The following is an 18,153-nucleotide window of genomic DNA, read 5'->3' as shown; positions in this document are numbered from 1 at the left end:
AAGTGTGAGGGTTCCCTGCCTGCCAGTAGCATGCGTTACAAGCCTTTAACCAGTATTTGGTTATGTATCACTGACTGATTCCCCCTCACTCGCACTCTCTTTACTTTGAATGAACCGAAGTGCCAGGTAGAGGTCTGGCGCCAGAATCATGTCATCATCATTCATTGTTGGCCGACTGTCTTTAAACCAGCGTGTTAATTCCGTTTTCCTGCCCGCAAGGATTAATTTAATCTGTCGGCCTTTCAGGTCACGCTTTAACTCATTAATGGTTGCCAGGACGCTGATGTCTGAATAGGTGAAGCAGGCAACGGCATCAATGACCACCCATTTAGGTTGTATGGCTGCCCCATCAACCAGGTTCAATACCCGACGTTTAAAATAAGCCACATTAAAATAGGTCAACGGTGAGTTAAATCGATACATCAGCACGCCCGGGACCATTTTAATATCGGTGGTATTCCCTAACGAGTGAATCATTCCATCTTCGTCAGTGCCCAGCAGGTGCTCAGAGGGACGAAATACTGTACGAAGGAATTGTAACAACCCAAGCAACACCGCAAGGCCAATCCCCTGGATAACGCCGATAATTAAAACACAGCCAAACGTGAAGAAGGCCAGGCGAAATGCCTGTTTATTTCTGCGTCTCAGGTTCCATAGTCCACGTAAATCAATCAATGACCACGATGCATACATTAGAACAATACCTAACGCAGATACCGGAATGTATTGTAATGGCTGTGTGAAAAACACCACGACAATACCGATGATCAAGGCGGCGACCACGGAAACCAGCTGGCTTTTCCCCCCAACCGAATCATTCACCGCGGTCCGGGAATCGGCGCCACTGATAGCAAACCCCTGAGATAACCCCGACATAATGTTCGCAATACCCAGCGCACGGAACTCTGCATCCGCATTAATTTCGTAGCCATTTTTCGCGGCAAAACTGCGGGCGGTCAGCATCAGACTGACAAAACTGACCAACGCCAGGTTCAGCGCCGGGATCACCAAATCACGCATCGGCCCCGGCTGGAACGCCCCCCAGTGAACGACCGGTAAACCAGGCTGGAAGCCATCTCCCCCTATCGTGGCAATACCGTACTGTTGCGCAGAGGTCACCCATACCAGTGCCGTTGTTATTACAATGGCGATTAAAGGTGCTGGCCACTGGCCGCGATACGTTTTGATCACCATTAAAATAATTAACGTAAAAAGGGATATTCCTACGGTTAATAAATGGCTATCTGAAAGTCGACCTGGCAAGGCGATTATTTTTTCAATAACCTGCGCCTCATCAAGCTTGATCCCCAATACCTTGCCTAATTGCCCGACAATAATCGTCACGGCTACGCCATTAAGTAATCCGGTAAGAATGGGATGAGAAAGCAGATCCGCGAGCGCGCCCAGGCGAAATTTACTTGCAAGGAGGCACCACCCGCCCATCATCAATGTCATGATGATCGTCAGCTGCCAGTGCAGTTCGGGATTCCCGGCAGAAAGCGGAAATACGACGGCCGCAATCACCGCACAGGTTGTGGCATCAGGGCCCACAATAAGCTGGCGTGAAGAGCCAAACAGTGCGTAAGCTATCATTGGTAAAACGCAGGAATAGAGCCCTACAATTGCCCCCACACCCGCCAACTCAGCGTAAGCAATCGCAACAGGGAGCGCGACAGCCGCAACGGATAACCCCGCTTTAACATCATGTTTTAGCCAGCTTTTATCGTAGGCCAACAAATTTTGTAGCCCTGGCATGTAGTTCAACAATAGCTTTCCGAACACGTTATTCTCCGGACATGAATATTACCCACGAAATGTTGCCACACTTTTAAGTGAGGTTCTGGCTTTCAGATGCTCCGGCCGGAGGCCCCCCGCTCAGGTCCTGTAAATACTTAACTATTTTATTATTCTGACTGGTGTTAAACATAGTTCAAAAACGAACGGTTAGTCGGAGTAGAACCGGCAGCCTGGTCAGCGACGTTGTAACCCGTTATTGGTAGTTGAAAAGAGGCCAGGAAGTGCGGAAGAATATTTAAACATTACTGAAGCTAAAATGGATTGCGGGATAAGAGGTGGGAATGTCTCAAGCAGTAAAGAAAATCGCTGTAGTGGCTATAGTGGTGAACCTGGCCGCGGGATGCGCGCCGCTACACCCTTCCGGCTGCCATAAGACCACGGCAACGGGTAATTGCGGTTCAGGACGCTGGGACGATCAGGATGAATGGGGCGCGCAGGCGCGGGCAATCAGGGCGGCAATAAACGCCGAAATTGAAGAGCCGCAACACTGGAAAGGGAAACAATGCAGGTTGCATATTGAATTTGCTCAGGATGGCACACCTTTAAGCATCTCAACCAGTAACGGCAATAGCGCCTATTGCGAAGCGATAAAATCAGCCGCCCATAAAGCCAAATTCCCGGCCTTCAGCAATCCGGAAGTTTATAGAGATTTTCAAAAATCAGGCTTCAACATGCGCGGTTAGCTTTAAGATTATGTCTTGAATGGCGCGCTTTGCTAAACTCCGCCATGCTGCTTCAGGCCATGTTCTCTTTATGTCATGAGCGGATTTTTGGGTAGTTTCAGTAGGACGGTATTTCAGCATAATGCGACTGTCTGTAAGCGTGGTTGTTTTTAATACAGCCACACACTACTGAATCTAGCTCCGGCAGGCGCTACCACCCCACAAAAGAAAGGATGCACGAGATCGAGCTATGCGTACTCATCAACAGAATAAGTCCCGTAAGCTGTATCGCAGCGTCAACACCACTACACGACACCAATCTAATAATCCTGGTGCTGAGTATCGCTGGGAACGCAACGGTAAAAAAGTCGGAAATGAGCTACTGGCAAAGCGCGGGACAATGCATGGCAGACAGAAGCGTGGCCGAGATTACACACCCTTGTTTTATTTCCTGATCAAACACATTGGCAAACCATGGGATGAAATATTCAGTGAAGTATGTGGGCGTCTTGATACTACCGAGCCTGTATTCTGGTTAGTCGCACGACATGAACATCAGCGAAGAGATTTAGTCTGCATTGGTGAAAGTAGTTTTTATCCGGGTCTGTTTGTTGATGAGAATGGGATTCTTCAACAGGTAAATCCTTCAATTTCGGGAAAGGACGTGAAAGTAACTTGCCGCTGCTGCACACACACCTATATTGGTGAACCTGTCCCCTGGATAGAGTAACTGACAACATTTCCTGGGCTGACATGAGTGCCGCTGACACCATCTATGAGAGCGATTGCAAACTTCCGCTCCTCGATACAAACTGACCTACTATTTCTGCAATGTCAGTTTTGTGCCAGGGGCAGAAAGTTAGCCTCGAGTCGAAAAATAACGATTAATATTGCAGCTTGTTGTCCGAGTCTTGTATTTTTATCAAATTCTAAATGAATAAGGCATCTACTAAACTCAACGCGCTGGCACTAGAGGTAAGGGCAATTCGTATTCTGGCCTCCTTATACTGAACATTAGGAATCTGAGCTATGTGTATGGGATGGTGCAATCTGAGGTGAGCTGAAAAAGCCAATCCAGCCTCGTTGTCCAGATTTAAAAAAAGCATGAGAAGCCCAAGATCAAGACTGAAAGCTAACTGTAGTCGCCAACCTACATGGAGAAAATTTTATGGCAGTAGAAAATCGAGAAAGACTTAACGAAATCATTCGTGAACTAAAAGCCGGTATGCCCTCAAACCCAATATCAGTGCGAGAATTCATAAGCTGGTTTGGCGCAGAGCGTCGAGGCTACATGGTTGCGTACAAAATTCGCAAAGCATTAGAAAACTTAGGAGTTAAAACCCAACCTGATTTTGATAGTGTGCCGCTGGATGCAAAAATTACTATCTATGCACCTCCTAGGAGTGACGCAACGACCCATGAAGCGGGTGAATGCTTAGACGAAGCAACCGAATCAGGTAACGGCGGATTAGCTATACCTGAAACAGTATTTCAGCCGCAAGATGAACTAATTTCCGGTGCAGTTTCCGAGCCAGCCTTCCGTGTTAGTCGACTCGAAGCATCAGATGTTAAGCTAGTGACCGTGAAACCTGACGCCACATTAACAGAAGCCATCACATTGATGTTACGGCATGACTACTCTCAACTACCCGTTATGACCAGCGAGCGAGATGTTAAAGGTGTCATTAGTTGGGAAAGCATTGCTCCAAAACTAGCGTTGACCAAATCCGAATCTGCGGTTGTGCGTGATTATATGAAGCCACACAGGGAAATAAACGCCAGCGACTCTATTTTTTCTGCACTACCTAGAATTATTGAGTATGCTTACGTATTAGTACGATCTGCTGATCAAAGAATTAGTGGGATTATAACTACTACCGATCTTAGCTCTCAGTTCAGACAGTTGTCAGAACCTTTTCTTTTACTATCTGAAATCGAAAATCATATTCGTAAGCTGATAGATGGTAAATTTACGAAAGATGAGCTTGTTAGCATAGTTAATCCATCTGACAGCGAGCGGGTTATAGAGTCGGTTGCAGATTTAACCTTTGGGGAATATATACGACTTTTTGAAAATCCAGAATTGTGGAAAAAAACCGAACTTCAAATAGATAAGAAAATCTTTACTAAAGAGCTCGACAAGGTCAGAATAATTCGTAACGACGTGATGCACTTTGATCCAGATGGTATCTCAGAGGAAAATCACGAGCTTCTTCATAACTTTGTAAGGTTTATTCATACCATACAAAGCTTATCAAGAAAATAAGAGTTACTTGCTCCCTGTTGATTAACACCTAGCAATGTTAGTAATGCGACTATTTGGGTGCGAGATGAACTGTTAACTTTCGCTCCTCGCTCACAGCGGACCTTAAGCTCAGTCAGATCGTCCGCATCGAGCCAGAGGCGGACTGTACCAGCCGTGTACTGAATTGAGATGACTCGCAGGGGACGCCCTATTACACGGCTGATTTAGTCACCACTAAACATCCTAAAAAGTAACTATTGTTCCTTTGAATACTCATCTGTTTGCGGAGAATAATGCTGACAAACACATGCCAGCTTATTCCCATCAGGATTGCGCAGATAGGCAAGGGCCATACGCGGGTCGTGTACCCGGCGCGCCTTCATTCTTCCCTCCCGCAAGGAGGCCTGCCGCATGGAACTGTCTGACAAGGTCCGCGTTGTCTTCACCGAAAGCGAACATTGTCCCGCTCCCGTGACGCAAGATCTCAACTTTCCGTATGTATGCTAAAATTTTTACAGCTGCAGGCCAAAAATTAGTTCTTATAAATTCAGTACGTTAGCCAAAGTGAGCGGATATGGATAATATTCCACATAAGCAGACAGCCCGTAAAAGATACCCCGCATGGCTGTGGTGCGGAAATTTTTGTCTGGTTACTTGGAATTGCTCTGCAGATGAAATAAATCTGTATTCTATAAACACTGGCTCATACGTTTATCATCTGACAAATAATCACGGACAATACACGGAGAACTTTGAAAACAAGTTTATATCCGTGGAGAGGAAATTTACGGACACATCGAAATATAGTGTTGTGCTAGGTACAATGAAAAACAGCTTTAATGACAGATGTCTGGCTGCCGGCGTAAGAAGAGACTGGGCTGGGTGGAATAACGGTTGGGTTTTTAAGGGAATCTATGGATATGTAGGCGAATTTTTCTTTGATACATTCGATGATTGTGGTGACCATGGTTCATACCATGATTTTAAAAAAGTAACAGGGATAGGATTTTCTCCCTACATATATCACGGATTCCAGTATAATTTTACGTCTTATTTTGGCATGGATGTGGGTATTATCATCCCCTCCGTGTTTGTCATTACAGCACAATGGAGCTTTAGATAAATCCGTCAACCACATGTGCTGTAACTGACAGCAAGAGGTTCCGCCCCGCCATCTAAACCGGAGCGGCTTATATACGGCTCAAGACCACCAGCCGCCGCAACCCACAATTAAAAACTGTACGTCACCTTCAAACTCCCCGTGGGCGACGTTTTGCGTTGCACAATGGGACTGTCACCTGCATCCCCCGTCAGCTGCGTCACGCCCGCAGAGGCAAGTACGCTCCAGCGAGAGGTGAGCTTGTGGGTCCAGTCAAGGTTCATCGACCAGGCATAAATCCCGGCCCCGGCGTCATGTCGGGCAAAGCCCGATGCGGCCGACTGGGCGGCGTTGACCCCGTAATACGTCTGCATATACTTGTCGGATCCCCAACTGCCGGTCAGTGCCAGCGTCACCGCATTTGTTGGTGAGGTATAGAGCGGGCTGCTCAAGCCGAAATGCACCGCCTCTCCGTTGTCTCTCTCCGACACCGGAACCTCAGCCTGCAGCTGCAGATTCAGCCAGTCGGTCACCTTGTACCCCAGCCCGGGCACCACGATAGCCGAGCCTTTAATCTCTCCCATCCCTCTCAACTCGTCGCTGCCAGAGCTGATCGAATCGCTGCTCACGTCTTTATCTTTACGGCCAACTCGATAGCTCAGCGCTGCGCTGTAATCCAGGTTGCCAACGTTGTTACCGTAACCGATCCCTCGCGTGGTGCCGATAAAGAAGCCATTTGCCATGGAATAGTCCACTACCTGAGCCGCTGAGACGCGGGTTTTATCTGAACCCGAGTAGCGCGGCCCCACATCCACGCCGCCCCCCAGGGTTAAGACGTTACCCTGACGCTGTTCTTCCGCCAGTACAGGCGTAGCCAGTAACGCCAGAACGACGCCCGGCACGAGGGTTTTCAGGCAGCGGTCCGAAAGTAAATGAGGGAACGTATGACGCAGTTCAATATTTCTCATTAAGGAAGTCCTTATGGATTCAAATGATGACGATGCAGGCGGTTAAACGCCGGAACGCCCATTTTGAAGAGTGACCCTAAGGTTCTTATGAGCCGAAAATGAAGAAACACTGAAGCGCGGGCAGGTGCTGTCATCCGGACAGATTTCCTGCTACCGTTTTTTTCTTAAGTTATTCTTCATTCACGGTTGATACCGTTACCAATGTGAAAATTCTACTTATCGAAGACGACCTGGATCTCGGCAATGGCGTACGTATCGCCCTCTCAGATCAAGGATTTGACGTCATATGGGTTCGCCGTAAAGAGGATGCGCTGCATCAGCTTGACGTCTGCGTGCCGGAACTTATTTTGCTCGACCTGGGGTTGCCCGACGGCGATGGCATGAGCCTGATGACGCGTTTGCGTCAGCAACTCAAGGGGATCCCCGTCATCATCCTGACGGCGCGAGGGACGCTGCAGGATCGCCTGTGCGGGCTGGATGCCGGCGCGGACGACTATCTCGTCAAACCCTTTATTCTCGCCGAGCTGCTGGCGAGAGTGCGAGCCCTTGCACGACGCAGCTACGGTTTTGAAAATGAGGCGATAGAAATTCGCGGGCTATCCCTTCATGTCCCGACGCGCCGCGTGACGGTGAGTTCGCGGCATATCGATTTAACGGCCAGTGAATACGCGCTGCTGGAAACGTTGATGCTGCGCGCGGACCGCGTGCTGACCCGGCGGTTTCTGGAAGAAAGGATATTCGGCAACAAAGAGAACCTCAGCAACGCGCTCGACGTGCATATGGGAAATTTACGGCGAAAAATCGGCGACGGCTATGTGCGAACGGTCCGGGGCGTCGGGTACGTTATTGATACCGTCTCAATACAGAAGGTGACCGGTTAATGCAAAACGTCTGGTATCACCTGAGGCGTCCGACGCTGGTAAGGCGAATTATCATCGCCCAGATGCTGCTGCTTACCCTGCTGTGGTGTCTTTTTTTAACCTTTATTCTGTGGGAGGACCTGCGTAGCCCCCCTATCCTCACGGGCAGTAAAACGTACGAAACTGTTTTTACCCTGGCTGAGCGTATGGACAGACGCCCGCAGGATCGTACCGCCGTGCTGGAGGCCTTCAGCAAGGCGCTGCGTGAAGGTTACGGCGGAGGGGAAGATCCCGTGCTGTCGATTAACCTCATCGTTCGCAAAAATAATACCGTTATTTTTGCCTCCGACGGTGCGCCCGCAGGGATAACAAACACCCGGTTCGGCGAACTGGAGCATGTTCAAAGTGGTGATCGAACCTGGACCAGTCGCACCCTCAAATCCCCGCACTCCGACGTGGAGGTTACCCTTTTCACCCCGGCCAGCGGCTGGAACTTCTTTATTTACCTGAACTCACGCGGGTACTACATCCTGCCGCTGCTGGTCTGCTTCCCTTTTCTGCTGTTTCCCGCGTGGCTGTCAATACGCATTGCGATGCGTCCCTGGAATAAGGTGGTCGATGAGATTACGTTACGCACACCGGACGATCTCTCCCCGTTAAAAGCCGTACCGAAGCACAGAGAGCTTCGCCAGATGGTGGACGCGATCAATGACTTCCTTACCAGGGTGCGTGAAAGCGCGGAAAGGGAGCGTGTTTTCATCGCGGATGCCGCGCACGAGCTGCGTACGCCCCTCGCGGCGATGCGCATCAACGTGGAGGCGCTGCAGTCCTGGGTCATCAGCGAAAGCCAGCAGGAGCTGCTTGCCGGCGTGATCCGCAGCAACAGCCGCGCCGCGCGTCTCGTCAATCAGCTGCTGCTGATGATGCACAGCGAAGCGCGTATTGATACGGCCATGGAGCCCGTGCCGCTGACGACGCTCATCCAGGCGCGCATGGCCGAGCTGGAGCCCTTAGCGTCTGCGCGGAGGATCGAGCTGGAGTTCTTTGCCGAGGATGAAGTGTGGATCTCAGGCGTCAGGGAACGCCTGGTGTCGCTGATTGATAATCTCATTGAGAACGCCGTGAAATACAGCCCCGAGGGCGGGCGGATTCAGGTCGACGTGCGTGCAGGCGATCGCGTCGCTCAGCTGCGCGTCTCCGATGCGGGCCCGGGTATTCCGGTCGAGCTGCAGGAGCGCGTGTTCGACCGCTTTTTCCGCGATCCCAATCAGGTGCAAAGCGGCAGCGGGCTGGGGCTTGCCATCGTCAAAGCGGTGGCGCAGCAACACAACAGCAGCGTAATTCTGAGTACCTCTGCAGAAGGTGGCCTCCTGGTGACGGTTGACTTCCCGAACCGCACGTTTAGCTAAAGCAGAACAGGGGGTTTGATCGCAAATGCCGCAGATTGCTTCAAAATAATTACCGTATTTGTTATATTGTTGTTTATTGCTTATTCACCTCTGCGGTGCCAAAAAGAACAAGATTCACCGCAACCCAGGACAGAGAAATGTTAGATTACCGCTTCCCGACAGCTTTGCAGATGGTTCTCAGCGTAGCGATGGCGGAGCAATTGGGTGAACGTTCAACGAGTGCGATTCTGGCCTACGGCCTGGAAGCGAACCCGAGCTTCATCCGCAAATTGATGGTTCCGCTGACGCGAGACGGCATTATCGTCTCAACGCTTGGCCGTAACGGCTCCATTCATCTTGGTCGCCCACCGGAAGAGATCACCCTGCGCGACATCTACCTGTCGGTCATCGAAGATAAAAAGCTGTGGGCGTCGCGCCCTGACGTACCGGCTCGCTGCGTGGTCAGCGCTAACGCGTGCTGGTACTTTAAATCAATTTCCGAAGAGGCCGAGCAGGCGTCGTTAGCGGTACTGGCCCGCCATACCGTAGCAAGTGCCCTGGAAGCGGTGAAAAACGCCGACAGCAGCGGCTGGGATCCGCTCCCCGACCTCATCGCCCAGTATCAAAAAACGTCGTAACGTTTTACCTGATGCGAAAAAAAACCGCCTTCACTGTGAAGGCGGTTTTTTATTATCAGCAACGTCCCTACGCGGGCAGCACGTCCCTTTCCTCTTTCTTCCCACGCGTGACGAACTTACGCAGCGTCACGTAGAACACTGGCGTCAGGAACAGACCGAACAGCGTCACCCCCAGCATACCGGAGAACACCGTGATCCCGGTGACGCCACGTACTTCTGCGCCCGCGCCGTGGCCGAGGATCAGCGGAATGGTCCCGGCAATAAAGGCGATGGAGGTCATCACAATCGGGCGTAAACGCAGGCGGCACGCCTCCAGCGCGGCCTCCATGATGCCTTTACCCTGAATTTCCAGCTCGCGGGCAAACTCCACAATAAGAATGGCGTTTTTACAGGCCAGCCCCATCAGCACCACCAGCCCCACCTGCACGAAGACGTTGTTATCGCCCCCGGTCAGCCAGACGCCAAACAGCGCGGAGAGCATCGTCATCGGCACGATGAGGATCACCGCCAGCGGCAGCGTCCAGCTTTCATACAGCGCCGCCAGCACCAGGAATGCCAGCAGCACCGCGACCGGGAAGACGATCAGCGCCGTGTTGCCCTGGGTGGCCTGCTGGAAGCTCAGATCCGTCCATTCTATGTTCATCCCGTTCGGCAGGATCTGCTTAGACATCGCGTCCAGCTGCGTCATCGCCTGCGCAGATGAGAGCACGCGCGGGTCGGCATCGCCAATCAGGTCCGCCGCCGGGTAGCCGTTGTAGCGGATCACCGGATCCGGCCCGTAGGTGGTCGTGATGTTTACCATACTGCCAATCGGTACCATTTCGCCCTGGCTGTTACGGGTGCGCAGATTCGCAATATCTTCCACGCTGTCGCGGAACTGCCCGTCCGCCTGCGCCATCACGCGCCAGGTACGTCCGAACTGGTTGAAGTCATTGACGTACGACGAGCCCAGATAGGTTTGCAGCGTCCCGAAGAGATCGGTCAGCGACACGCCCTGCGCTTTCGCCTTATCGCGGTCAACCTGCACGTCCAGCTGCGGCACGTTAGCCTGGTAGGTTGAGATCGGGAAATGCATCCCCGGCGTCTGCATAATCGCACCGGACATGGTGTTCACCGCATTTTGCAGCGCGCCATAGCCCAGACCACCGCGGTCCTGGATGTACAGGGAATAGCCCGACCCCTGACCCAGCCCTAAAATCGGCGGCGGCAGGATGGAGAAGCCAAAGCCCTGCTGGATTTGCGCGATTTTCGCGTTAATCTCGGCATTAATTTCCGCCGCGGAATGTTTACGCTGGTCGAACGGCTTCAGGCCGAAGAAGACCGTCCCGGTATTCGGCGTATTGGTGAACTGCAGCGCATTCAGCCCCGGAAACGCGACCGCATAGTCCACGCCTTCGGTATTCATCCCGATTTCGCTCATTTTGCGGATCACCGCATCGGTGCGGGCCAGCGAAGAGCCTTCCGGCATTTTCACGCCGCCGATCAGGTACAGCTTGTCCTGCGTCGGAATAAACCCGCCGGGCACCGCTTTAAACATGACGCCTGCGGCACAAAGCAGCAGCAGATAAACCACGAATACCGCGCCGCGTCGTCCCAGCGTTTTGCCCACCAGCCCCTGATAGCCGTTTGAGCTGCGGAGGAAGAAGCGGTTAAACGGACGGAAAATCCAGCCGAAGAGACGATCGATAAGCCGGGTCGGGAAATCTTTCGGCGCGCCGTGCGGCTTTAACAGCAGTGCCGCCAGCGCCGGAGAGAGCGTCAGCGAGTTAATCGCTGAAATCACCGTAGATATCGCGATCGTCACCGCAAACTGCTTGTAGAACTGGCCGGTAACGCCCGACAGAAACGCCATCGGCACAAACACCGCGCACAGCACCAGCGCAATCGCGATAATCGGCCCGGACACTTCACGCATCGCCTGGTGCGCGGCCGCAAGCGGCGCAAGCCCCTCTTCGATATTTCGCTCGACGTTTTCCACCACCACGATGGCGTCGTCCACCACGATACCGATGGCGAGCACCAAGCCGAACAGGCTGAGGGTATTCAGCGAGAAGCCCAGCAGGTAGAGAATGCTGAAAGTACCCACCACCGACACCGGCACCGCGATCAGCGGAATGATCGACGCGCGCCAGGTTTGCAGGAACAGAATGACCACCAGCACGACCAGCACCACGGCTTCCAGCAGCGTCTGCACCACCGCACGGATCGAATCACGCACGAAGACCGTCGGATCGTAAGGTGCCGCCCACTTCATGTCTGCCGGGAAGCGCGTGGACAGTTCGTCCATTTTCGCGCGCACCGCGTTAGACAGATCGATGGCGTTCGCCCCCGGCGACTGGAAGATACCAATCCCGACCGCATCTTTATTGTTCAGCTGGGAACGCAGCGCATAGCTCCCGGAGCCCATTTCAATCCGCGCCACGTCGCGCAGGCGGACGACCGTACCATCCTGCGTTGTTTTCAGGACAATATTGCCAAACTCTTCTTCGGTATGCAGGCGGCCCTGGGCGTTAATGGAGATCAGGAAATCACTCTCTTTCGGCAGCGGCTCGGCGCCAAGCTGACCGGCAGAGACCTGTACGTTTTGCTCCTGCATCGCCGTGACCACGTCCGAGGCGGTCAGACCGCGCGCCGCCACTTTATTTGGGTCCAGCCAGACGCGCATCGCGTACTCGCCGGAGCCGAAAATCTGGATCTGGCCGACGCCGGGCAGGCGCGCCAGCTCATCCTTCACCTTCAGCGTGGCGTAGTTGCGCATATACAGCGAGTCGTACTTACCGTTTGGCGAAAACAGATGCACCACCAGCGTCAGCGTCGGGGACTGTTTCTGGGTGGTAATGCCCAGACGCCGCACGTCTTCCGGCAGACGCGCCTCGGCCTGCGCAACGCGGTTTTGCACCTGAACCTGCGCCTGGTCAGGATCAGTTCCCGGACGGAAGGTCACGGTAGTCACCAGCACGCCGTCCGAACCCGCGACGGATTTCATGTACATCATGTTCTCAACGCCGTTGATCGCCTCTTCCAGCGGCGTCGCCACGGTCTCAGCAATCACTTTCGGGTTGGCGCCCGGGTACTCCGCGCGCACCTGCACGCTTGGCGGCACGACATCAGGGTATTCGCTCACCGGCAGCAGCGGGATGGCGATTAACCCTGTGATAAAAATCAGAATCGACAGAACGGCAGCAAAGATCGGCCTGTCGATGAAAAAGCGGGAAAAGTCCATGGGTTGGATTCTCAGGTCAAGGGATCAGTTGAGGGCGCTGGTGGCGGTCATGGCAACGGTTTTGGCGTTAACCGGCATACCCGGCATAAACACTTTCTGTAAACCCTCGACGATGACTTTGTCGCCAGGGTTCAGCCCCTGCCGCACAATGCGTAAACCGTCTGCCAGACGTCCCGGCGTAATGTCACGACGCTGCGCTTTCCCCTCTTTATCCACGATATAGACGTATTTACGATCCTGATCGGTCAGCACCGCCTTGTCGTCGATAAGCGTGGCTTTGAATTCCGCGCTGCCCGGCAGGCGTACGCGGGCAAACAGTCCCGGCGTGAACTGACGCTGGGAGTTATCCAGCAGCGCGCGCATGCGGATGGTCCCGGTGCTCGGCGTAAGCTGGTTATCCAGGAAATCCACTTTGCCCTGGTGGGGATAGCCCTCCTCGCCCGTCAGGCCAATCTCAACCGGCAGCGCCGTGTGATTGCTGGACGCCCCCTGCCCGCTGCGGGCCAGGTTTTGATAGTGAAGGTAGGTTGACTCGTCCACGTCAAAGTAGACGTACACCGTCTTCTGCGAGACCAGCGTGGTGAGGACGCTGGCGGTGTCGCCCGCAGTCACCAGGTTCCCGCTGGTGATCAGCGCCCGGCTGGCGCGACCATCGATAGGCGCGGTCACTTTGGTGAAGTCCAGGTTGAGCTGGGCTGCGTCAACCGCCGCCTGCGCGGCGCGAATGTCGGCCTGCGCCTGAACGGCAGCCGAACGACGCTGCTCCCACTCTTCCCGTGAGACCAGATGGGTATTGATCAGCTTATCGGTACGGTTAGCTTCACTTTGCGCGAGGCTGGCCTGCGTTTTGGCTCTCGCCAGGTTCGCCTGCGCCTGTTCCAGCGCGGCGCGATAGGTACGATCATCAATGGTGAACAGCACCTCGCCCTTCTTCACTTCCTGGCCGTCGGTGTAATTCACCTTATCAATGTAGCCGGAGACGCGCGGGCGCAGTTGAACGCTCTCCACCGCTTCAATCCGGCCGTTAAAGCTATCCCACTGGCTAATCGATTTCACCACCACGTCAGCGGCACTCACGGCAGGCGCAGGTGGCGCGGCATTTTGCGCGACGCTATTATCGCATCCGACGAGCAGCACGGAGAGCAACATGGCCCCCAGCGCGCTCAGATGAGAATTACCCCAGGTTTTTTGCAGGCTCATTATTTTTATTCCGATAATTGTCGCCACCGGGCAAGACGCAGCAGGAGGCACCGCGCCACTTCCTTTGTCCGGGGGCTGTCTTAAGGCCATTTGTGTCGTTCATCGCCACAAAACTGTAACAGTTGCGAATACACTATTCGCGGCGATTGTAGGAAGGCGCTTAACTAAGTGCAAGAATAATTGTTGCACTTTATGTGCTATTTGAGTGGATGTGAAAAGACCCGTTTCGATCAGGGATTTAAATGCAACAATAAAACTTGCAATTACTGCAAAAACGCGCCACCTTTAAATGCAACAGACAAAGATACTTTTTCATCCGCTGCGTGGGGGTAACCAGATGAACACTGGCGCATTTATGCATGATTTACTCGACTGGATCGACAACAACCTGGACAGCCGACTGGACATTGAGACCGTCGCCAGGCGTTCCGGCTACTCAAAATGGCACCTCCAGCGCCTGTTCAAAGAGCATACGGGCTATCCCCTCGCCGGGTATATTCGCGCGCAAAAGCTGCAAAAATCGGTTGAGCGGTTATCCCACAGCGATGAACCGATTCTGAACGTGGCCATCGCGCTGGGCTTTGACTCCCAGCAATCCTTCAACCGCAGCTTTAAGCGTCAGTATGGTCAGGCGCCTGGGGCATGGCGACGCAGTATGGGTGGCCCGGAAACACAGCAGCTTCGCCAGTAATGCATATTTTGCTGCAACATCGATCTGTTGCTGCTATACTGTATATAAATACAGTATAGCGAGGTGCACGATGGCTGTTGAAACAAAATTTGTTGTCGTAAGAAAAGGTGAAGAGAAAATGACATTTGCCAGTAAGAAAGAGGCTGACGCTCACGACAAGCTGCTCGATATGGCAGACGCGTTCACCGACTGGCTGTTGCAAAGCGGAATGCAGATGGATGAAACGCAGGCTGAAAATCTTGGCCTGTATCTCGCCGAGCAGAAAGAGACCGTGCAGCATATTCTGCGTACCAGCAAGCTTCCCGATCTCACTGCTCCAGCTGTAGCGGATACAACTGACTCCGATGCGGCTGACACGAAAAAAATCAGGGCTGTGAAAGCGGCCTGATTGTCAGAAAATCATCACCGTTCTGGAAGCCGTAAGCAGATAACTGCTTACGGCTTTTTGGCTATCTGTAGTACTCTCCTGCTGATTGATGTTAACGATACCATCATTTCAAAGCAGGAGATGATGCACTTACATAAAAAAATAGGACTTTCGGGAAGATGACGTGGGTTCAGTCCTTTTAAATAATTTAGAAATATTCATTTTTGTGATTAGAAATCCATACGAGGCTTGAGTCACGATAGTCGTCGTTAGTGGATGCTATCAGCGAGCATTTATCTGCATTACCATCAGCGGTGTAAGCACAACTTTGCTTCACCATGAAAGTGATGTCCTCTCTTTTCGACACTAATTCTGAGTCAAGGAATTGCGCACTCCCGGATGGGTAAACGATGTGTTCATCTTTTGGATCTTTGTAGTTTATTATGCGAACGGGGAATTGGCTGTTATGATACTCATATCGCTCTACAACTTCGCCCGTATCTTTGTCCATTATTTTTTCCAGCAAGCCACGTATATTATAACTGAGTAAGTAATTACCCTTTTCATTCTCAAGCTCAGTAATTTCGCAGCGCTCATTTATTTTTCCGGTAATACGCTGGCCTTTAAGTGACGTCAGTAAGCCCTCTTTATTGACCAAATGAAACTCTCGATCATTTGCCTTGTCAACCATGTTGATACTCGTAAAGCATCCGCTGCGATCATATCTAACTTCTGTCATAACCTGAAGTTTACCTGTAACATCTCGCATCCACTGGAGGCTATGTTTTACGTTCCCGGTTGTTGCATCATGATCGAATAAAAGAGCAGCATTTAAGACCGCCGGTTTGAATTGAGTAAATGCCGCGACATCAAATGATAACGTCAATAATAATAGATTTAAAAAAACACCTGTTTTCATAAGTCATCCCTTTATTAATAAAATAGTATTCAACGATGATGTGAATTCGCGCTCTCATATTTTACGAATAATCAAAGCGTTTCCATGACACACGTTAAGTGTCTGCTTTTTGTTCTAATCAATCGATACAAGGGCCCCTCATTTTTTGTGTGCACTCGCTTTCCGACGGATCTCAATCATCCTGATATACATATCACGCAACTCCTTATTCTGCTTGATTACCATTTCTTTGGGCAAGGATTCTCTCTCACGATTCCATTCATCAACGACACCCTGGCACGCCAGATAAGCGTCATTAACAATATTTTCAGCTGGAATCATCGTGTTGATATAGGGAAAGGTATGTTTGTTCAGGCATACAGAGACAGGTGGGCCATAATCATGTTCTTCGGCATGTAAGGTAATAGCAATAAGGAGGATAAACAATGTTAGAAATCTCAACTTTTTTTCCCCTGATAAATACTGTTTCGTCAAATGACTGTCTTCCGGGGAGTTATCGACTTTGTGCAAAAAATCTTTAGTTACCCAAGGAAGTTATTATCCTGCTGTAGGGACTGCTGACACAAAACCTGACAGATGAAGGTTTTAATGACTTGATATCAGTTTAGAAATCACCCCGTTGAGCTCACAATTCATAGCAGGCGTAACCTTAAAACTATCCGCTTCTATGCTAAACCTTCCAACCACAAAACCTGGTAGCTATACAAACACGCAAGACTGTTAAGTTAATACACTTCCCCCTCTCTGAGGAAATACGCATGACCCCACATCCGCTACACCAGATCATCGAATCCTGTGACCACGCCATCACAAACAAAAACTATGACGCCCTGATGGAGTACTACGCCGACGATGCGGCTCTGGTGGTCAAGCCAGGCATGACGGTTAAAGGCAAAGAAAACATCCGCAACGCGTTTATTGCCATCTCGGATTATTTCCAGGACCAATTGATTGTGGAACAAGGAGAGATGCAGGTGATCGAAGGCGGTGACAATGCCCTCGTTATCATGGAAACCGTTCTGCGTTTTCCTGATGGTCAGGGTGGAATAACGGAAATGTCGCGCCGCGCGACCTATGTTTTTCGGCTGGAAAGCGACGGTCGCTGGCTTTGTACTATCGACAACTCCTACGGTACTTCGCTTCTGGATACCGGGAACCGATCGCGTTAATCACACTTTCAAAGGGGCGCTGCCGCCCCTCCACGCCAGCCCCTTAATGCGCGCTTAATTTCATAAGGTTACTTTGCGGATTGCGAGGCGCCTTCCAGAATGACAACGCTGCCCTAAATTTTAAGGGTATCATTCACCGCTCTAAGCGCAGGCGACACGTTGTGGTGCGGATAATAAAGGAACATTCCGTCCATACGCAGGCTATAGCGTTGCAACACCCGGAAATCGGTTGAGCACTTAAGACGCAGCGATGAACCGATTTTGAACGTGGCGATCGCGCTGGGCTTTGACTCCCGGCAGTCCTTCAACCGTAGCTTTAAGCGTCAGTATGGCCAGGCGCCTGGGGCATGGCGGCGGAGCATGGGTAGCCCGGAAACGCAGCAGCTACGCCAGTAATGCATATTTTGCTGCAACTTTGATCTGTAGTTGATACTCTGTATATAAGTACAGTATATCGAAGTGCACGATGGCTGTTGAAACAAAATTTGTTGTCGTAAGAAAAGGTGAAGAGAAATGACTTTTGCCAGTAAGAAAGAGGCTGAAGCGCATGACAAGCTGCTCGATATGGCAGACGCGTTCACCGACTGGCTGTTGCAAAGCGGAATGCAGATGGATGAAACGTAGGCTGTAAATCTTGGCCTGTATCTCGCCGAGCAGAAAGAGACCGTGCAGCATATTCTGCGTACCAGCAAACTTCCCGATCTCACTGCTCCAGCTGTAGCGGATAAAACAGAATCCGACGCGGCTGACGCCAAAAAAAACAGGGCTGTGAAAGCGGCCTGATTGTCAGAAAAATCATCATGCATTTTGAACTCTTCACCAGGCCCGGCAGCCAATTCCGGGCTCACTCTTTGCCAGAGATTCCCTCCTTAATAACTGCTCTTTCATTCTTCAATCACAGTCATTGCACGTCATGCCTGCGATCGT

16 protein-coding genes and 3 pseudogenes are annotated in these 18,153 nt (G+C 51.7%); 12 read left to right on the top strand and 7 right to left on the bottom strand.

Annotation, left to right across the window (positions count from 1 at the left end; translation table 11 throughout):
• Window positions 1–60: 60 nt before the first annotated feature.
• Window positions 61–1,782, bottom strand: coding sequence for a SulP family inorganic anion transporter (locus tag ACMGGQ_RS08585; protein WP_420289857.1), 1,722 nt, complete (start codon window positions 1,780–1,782; stop codon window positions 61–63).
• 296 nt (window positions 1,783–2,078) lie between these two features.
• On the opposite strand from ACMGGQ_RS08585, the gene ACMGGQ_RS08580 reads away from it, so the two are divergent.
• The 4 genes from ACMGGQ_RS08580 (at window position 2,079) to ACMGGQ_RS08565 (ending at window position 5,827) form a co-directional block, all read left to right on the top strand.
• The gene (locus tag ACMGGQ_RS08580; protein ID WP_239516630.1) at window positions 2,079–2,480 is read left to right on the top strand and encodes a cell envelope integrity TolA C-terminal domain-containing protein; all 402 of its coding nucleotides are present in this window, start codon (window positions 2,079–2,081) and stop codon (window positions 2,478–2,480) included.
• Between the two features lie 229 nt (window positions 2,481–2,709).
• Window positions 2,710–3,189 carry a hypothetical protein gene (locus ACMGGQ_RS08575; RefSeq protein ID WP_048222943.1) on the top strand — a complete coding sequence of 160 codons (480 nt, stop codon included), beginning with the start codon at window positions 2,710–2,712 and terminating at the stop codon, window positions 3,187–3,189.
• A gap of 438 nt (window positions 3,190–3,627) precedes the next feature.
• Window positions 3,628–4,725, top strand: a complete 1,098-nt coding sequence (locus ACMGGQ_RS08570; protein WP_420289856.1) for a CBS domain-containing protein — start codon at window positions 3,628–3,630, stop codon at window positions 4,723–4,725.
• 553 nt (window positions 4,726–5,278) lie between these two features.
• Window positions 5,279–5,827, top strand: coding sequence for a hypothetical protein (locus tag ACMGGQ_RS08565; protein WP_420289855.1), 549 nt, complete (start codon window positions 5,279–5,281; stop codon window positions 5,825–5,827).
• Between the two features lie 107 nt (window positions 5,828–5,934).
• Here ACMGGQ_RS08565 and ACMGGQ_RS08560 read toward each other — a convergent pair whose 3' ends face one another.
• Window positions 5,935–6,771 (bottom strand): MipA/OmpV family protein, encoded by an 837-nt coding sequence (locus ACMGGQ_RS08560; RefSeq protein WP_262808180.1) that lies wholly within the window; start codon window positions 6,769–6,771, stop codon window positions 5,935–5,937.
• Between the two features lie 203 nt (window positions 6,772–6,974).
• On the opposite strand from ACMGGQ_RS08560, the gene ACMGGQ_RS08555 reads away from it, so the two are divergent.
• The 3 genes from ACMGGQ_RS08555 (at window position 6,975) to ACMGGQ_RS08545 (ending at window position 9,657) form a co-directional block, all read left to right on the top strand.
• Complete coding sequence (locus ACMGGQ_RS08555; RefSeq protein WP_045910403.1) at window positions 6,975–7,652, top strand: response regulator transcription factor; 678 nt, start codon at window positions 6,975–6,977, stop codon at window positions 7,650–7,652.
• Window positions 7,652–9,040 (top strand): sensor histidine kinase, encoded by a 1,389-nt coding sequence (locus ACMGGQ_RS08550; protein WP_420289854.1) that lies wholly within the window; start codon window positions 7,652–7,654, stop codon window positions 9,038–9,040. The genes ACMGGQ_RS08555 and ACMGGQ_RS08550 overlap by 1 nt, the downstream gene beginning before the upstream one ends.
• Window positions 9,041–9,177: 137 nt before the next feature.
• Window positions 9,178–9,657, top strand: coding sequence for an RrF2 family transcriptional regulator (locus tag ACMGGQ_RS08545; protein WP_025760257.1), 480 nt, complete (start codon window positions 9,178–9,180; stop codon window positions 9,655–9,657).
• Between the two features lie 67 nt (window positions 9,658–9,724).
• On the opposite strand, the gene oqxB is transcribed toward ACMGGQ_RS08545, so the two are convergent.
• Together oqxB and ACMGGQ_RS08535 are read right to left on the bottom strand one after the other, a co-directional pair.
• Window positions 9,725–12,880: a multidrug efflux RND transporter permease subunit OqxB gene (gene oqxB, locus ACMGGQ_RS08540; RefSeq protein ID WP_021241210.1), complete on the bottom strand. Its 3,156-nt coding sequence runs from the start codon at window positions 12,878–12,880 to the stop codon at window positions 9,725–9,727.
• A 24-nt stretch (window positions 12,881–12,904) separates the two neighbouring features.
• Window positions 12,905–14,080 (bottom strand): efflux RND transporter periplasmic adaptor subunit, encoded by a 1,176-nt coding sequence (locus ACMGGQ_RS08535; protein WP_023292563.1) that lies wholly within the window; start codon window positions 14,078–14,080, stop codon window positions 12,905–12,907.
• A 337-nt stretch (window positions 14,081–14,417) separates the two neighbouring features.
• Here ACMGGQ_RS08535 and ACMGGQ_RS08530 point away from each other — a divergent pair, with 337 nt between their 5' ends.
• Both ACMGGQ_RS08530 and ACMGGQ_RS08525 read left to right on the top strand, forming a co-directional pair.
• Window positions 14,418–14,771, top strand: coding sequence for a helix-turn-helix domain-containing protein (locus tag ACMGGQ_RS08530; RefSeq protein ID WP_025911432.1), 354 nt, complete (start codon window positions 14,418–14,420; stop codon window positions 14,769–14,771).
• 70 nt (window positions 14,772–14,841) lie between these two features.
• A complete protein-coding gene (locus ACMGGQ_RS08525) occupies window positions 14,842–15,159 on the top strand; it encodes a YebG family protein (RefSeq protein WP_045335983.1) in 318 nt (105 codons plus the stop codon).
• A gap of 187 nt (window positions 15,160–15,346) precedes the next feature.
• Here the strand turns inward: ACMGGQ_RS08525 and ACMGGQ_RS08520 are convergent, their stop codons facing one another.
• Both ACMGGQ_RS08520 and ACMGGQ_RS08515 read right to left on the bottom strand, forming a co-directional pair.
• Window positions 15,347–16,057 (bottom strand): YnfC family lipoprotein, encoded by a 711-nt coding sequence (locus tag ACMGGQ_RS08520; RefSeq protein ID WP_420289853.1) that lies wholly within the window; start codon window positions 16,055–16,057, stop codon window positions 15,347–15,349.
• A gap of 138 nt (window positions 16,058–16,195) precedes the next feature.
• Window positions 16,196–16,567, bottom strand: a complete 372-nt coding sequence (locus ACMGGQ_RS08515) for a hypothetical protein (RefSeq protein WP_080474224.1) — start codon at window positions 16,565–16,567, stop codon at window positions 16,196–16,198.
• Between the two features lie 248 nt (window positions 16,568–16,815).
• On the opposite strand from ACMGGQ_RS08515, the gene ACMGGQ_RS08510 reads away from it, so the two are divergent.
• The gene (locus ACMGGQ_RS08510) at window positions 16,816–17,226 is read left to right on the top strand and encodes a YybH family protein (protein ID WP_069719331.1); all 411 of its coding nucleotides are present in this window, start codon (window positions 16,816–16,818) and stop codon (window positions 17,224–17,226) included.
• A gap of 113 nt (window positions 17,227–17,339) precedes the next feature.
• Here ACMGGQ_RS08510 and ACMGGQ_RS08505 read toward each other — a convergent pair.
• Window positions 17,340–17,447: pseudogene (locus tag ACMGGQ_RS08505) on the bottom strand (LysR family transcriptional regulator); the annotation flags it as partial.
• On the opposite strand from ACMGGQ_RS08505, the pseudogene ACMGGQ_RS08500 reads away from it, so the two are divergent.
• Window positions 17,446–17,622: pseudogene (locus ACMGGQ_RS08500) on the top strand (helix-turn-helix domain-containing protein); the annotation flags it as partial. The pseudogenes ACMGGQ_RS08505 and ACMGGQ_RS08500 overlap by 2 nt on opposite strands.
• A 70-nt stretch (window positions 17,623–17,692) precedes the next feature.
• Window positions 17,693–18,009: pseudogene (locus ACMGGQ_RS08495) on the top strand (YebG family protein).
• Window positions 18,010–18,153: the final 144 nt, after the last annotated feature.

This window comes from Enterobacter sp. BNK-13, from assembly GCF_048685015.1.
In the GTDB taxonomy this organism is placed as follows: domain Bacteria; phylum Pseudomonadota; class Gammaproteobacteria; order Enterobacterales; family Enterobacteriaceae; genus Enterobacter; species Enterobacter quasiroggenkampii.
This window is presented reverse-complemented; position numbering and strand designations above follow the sequence as displayed.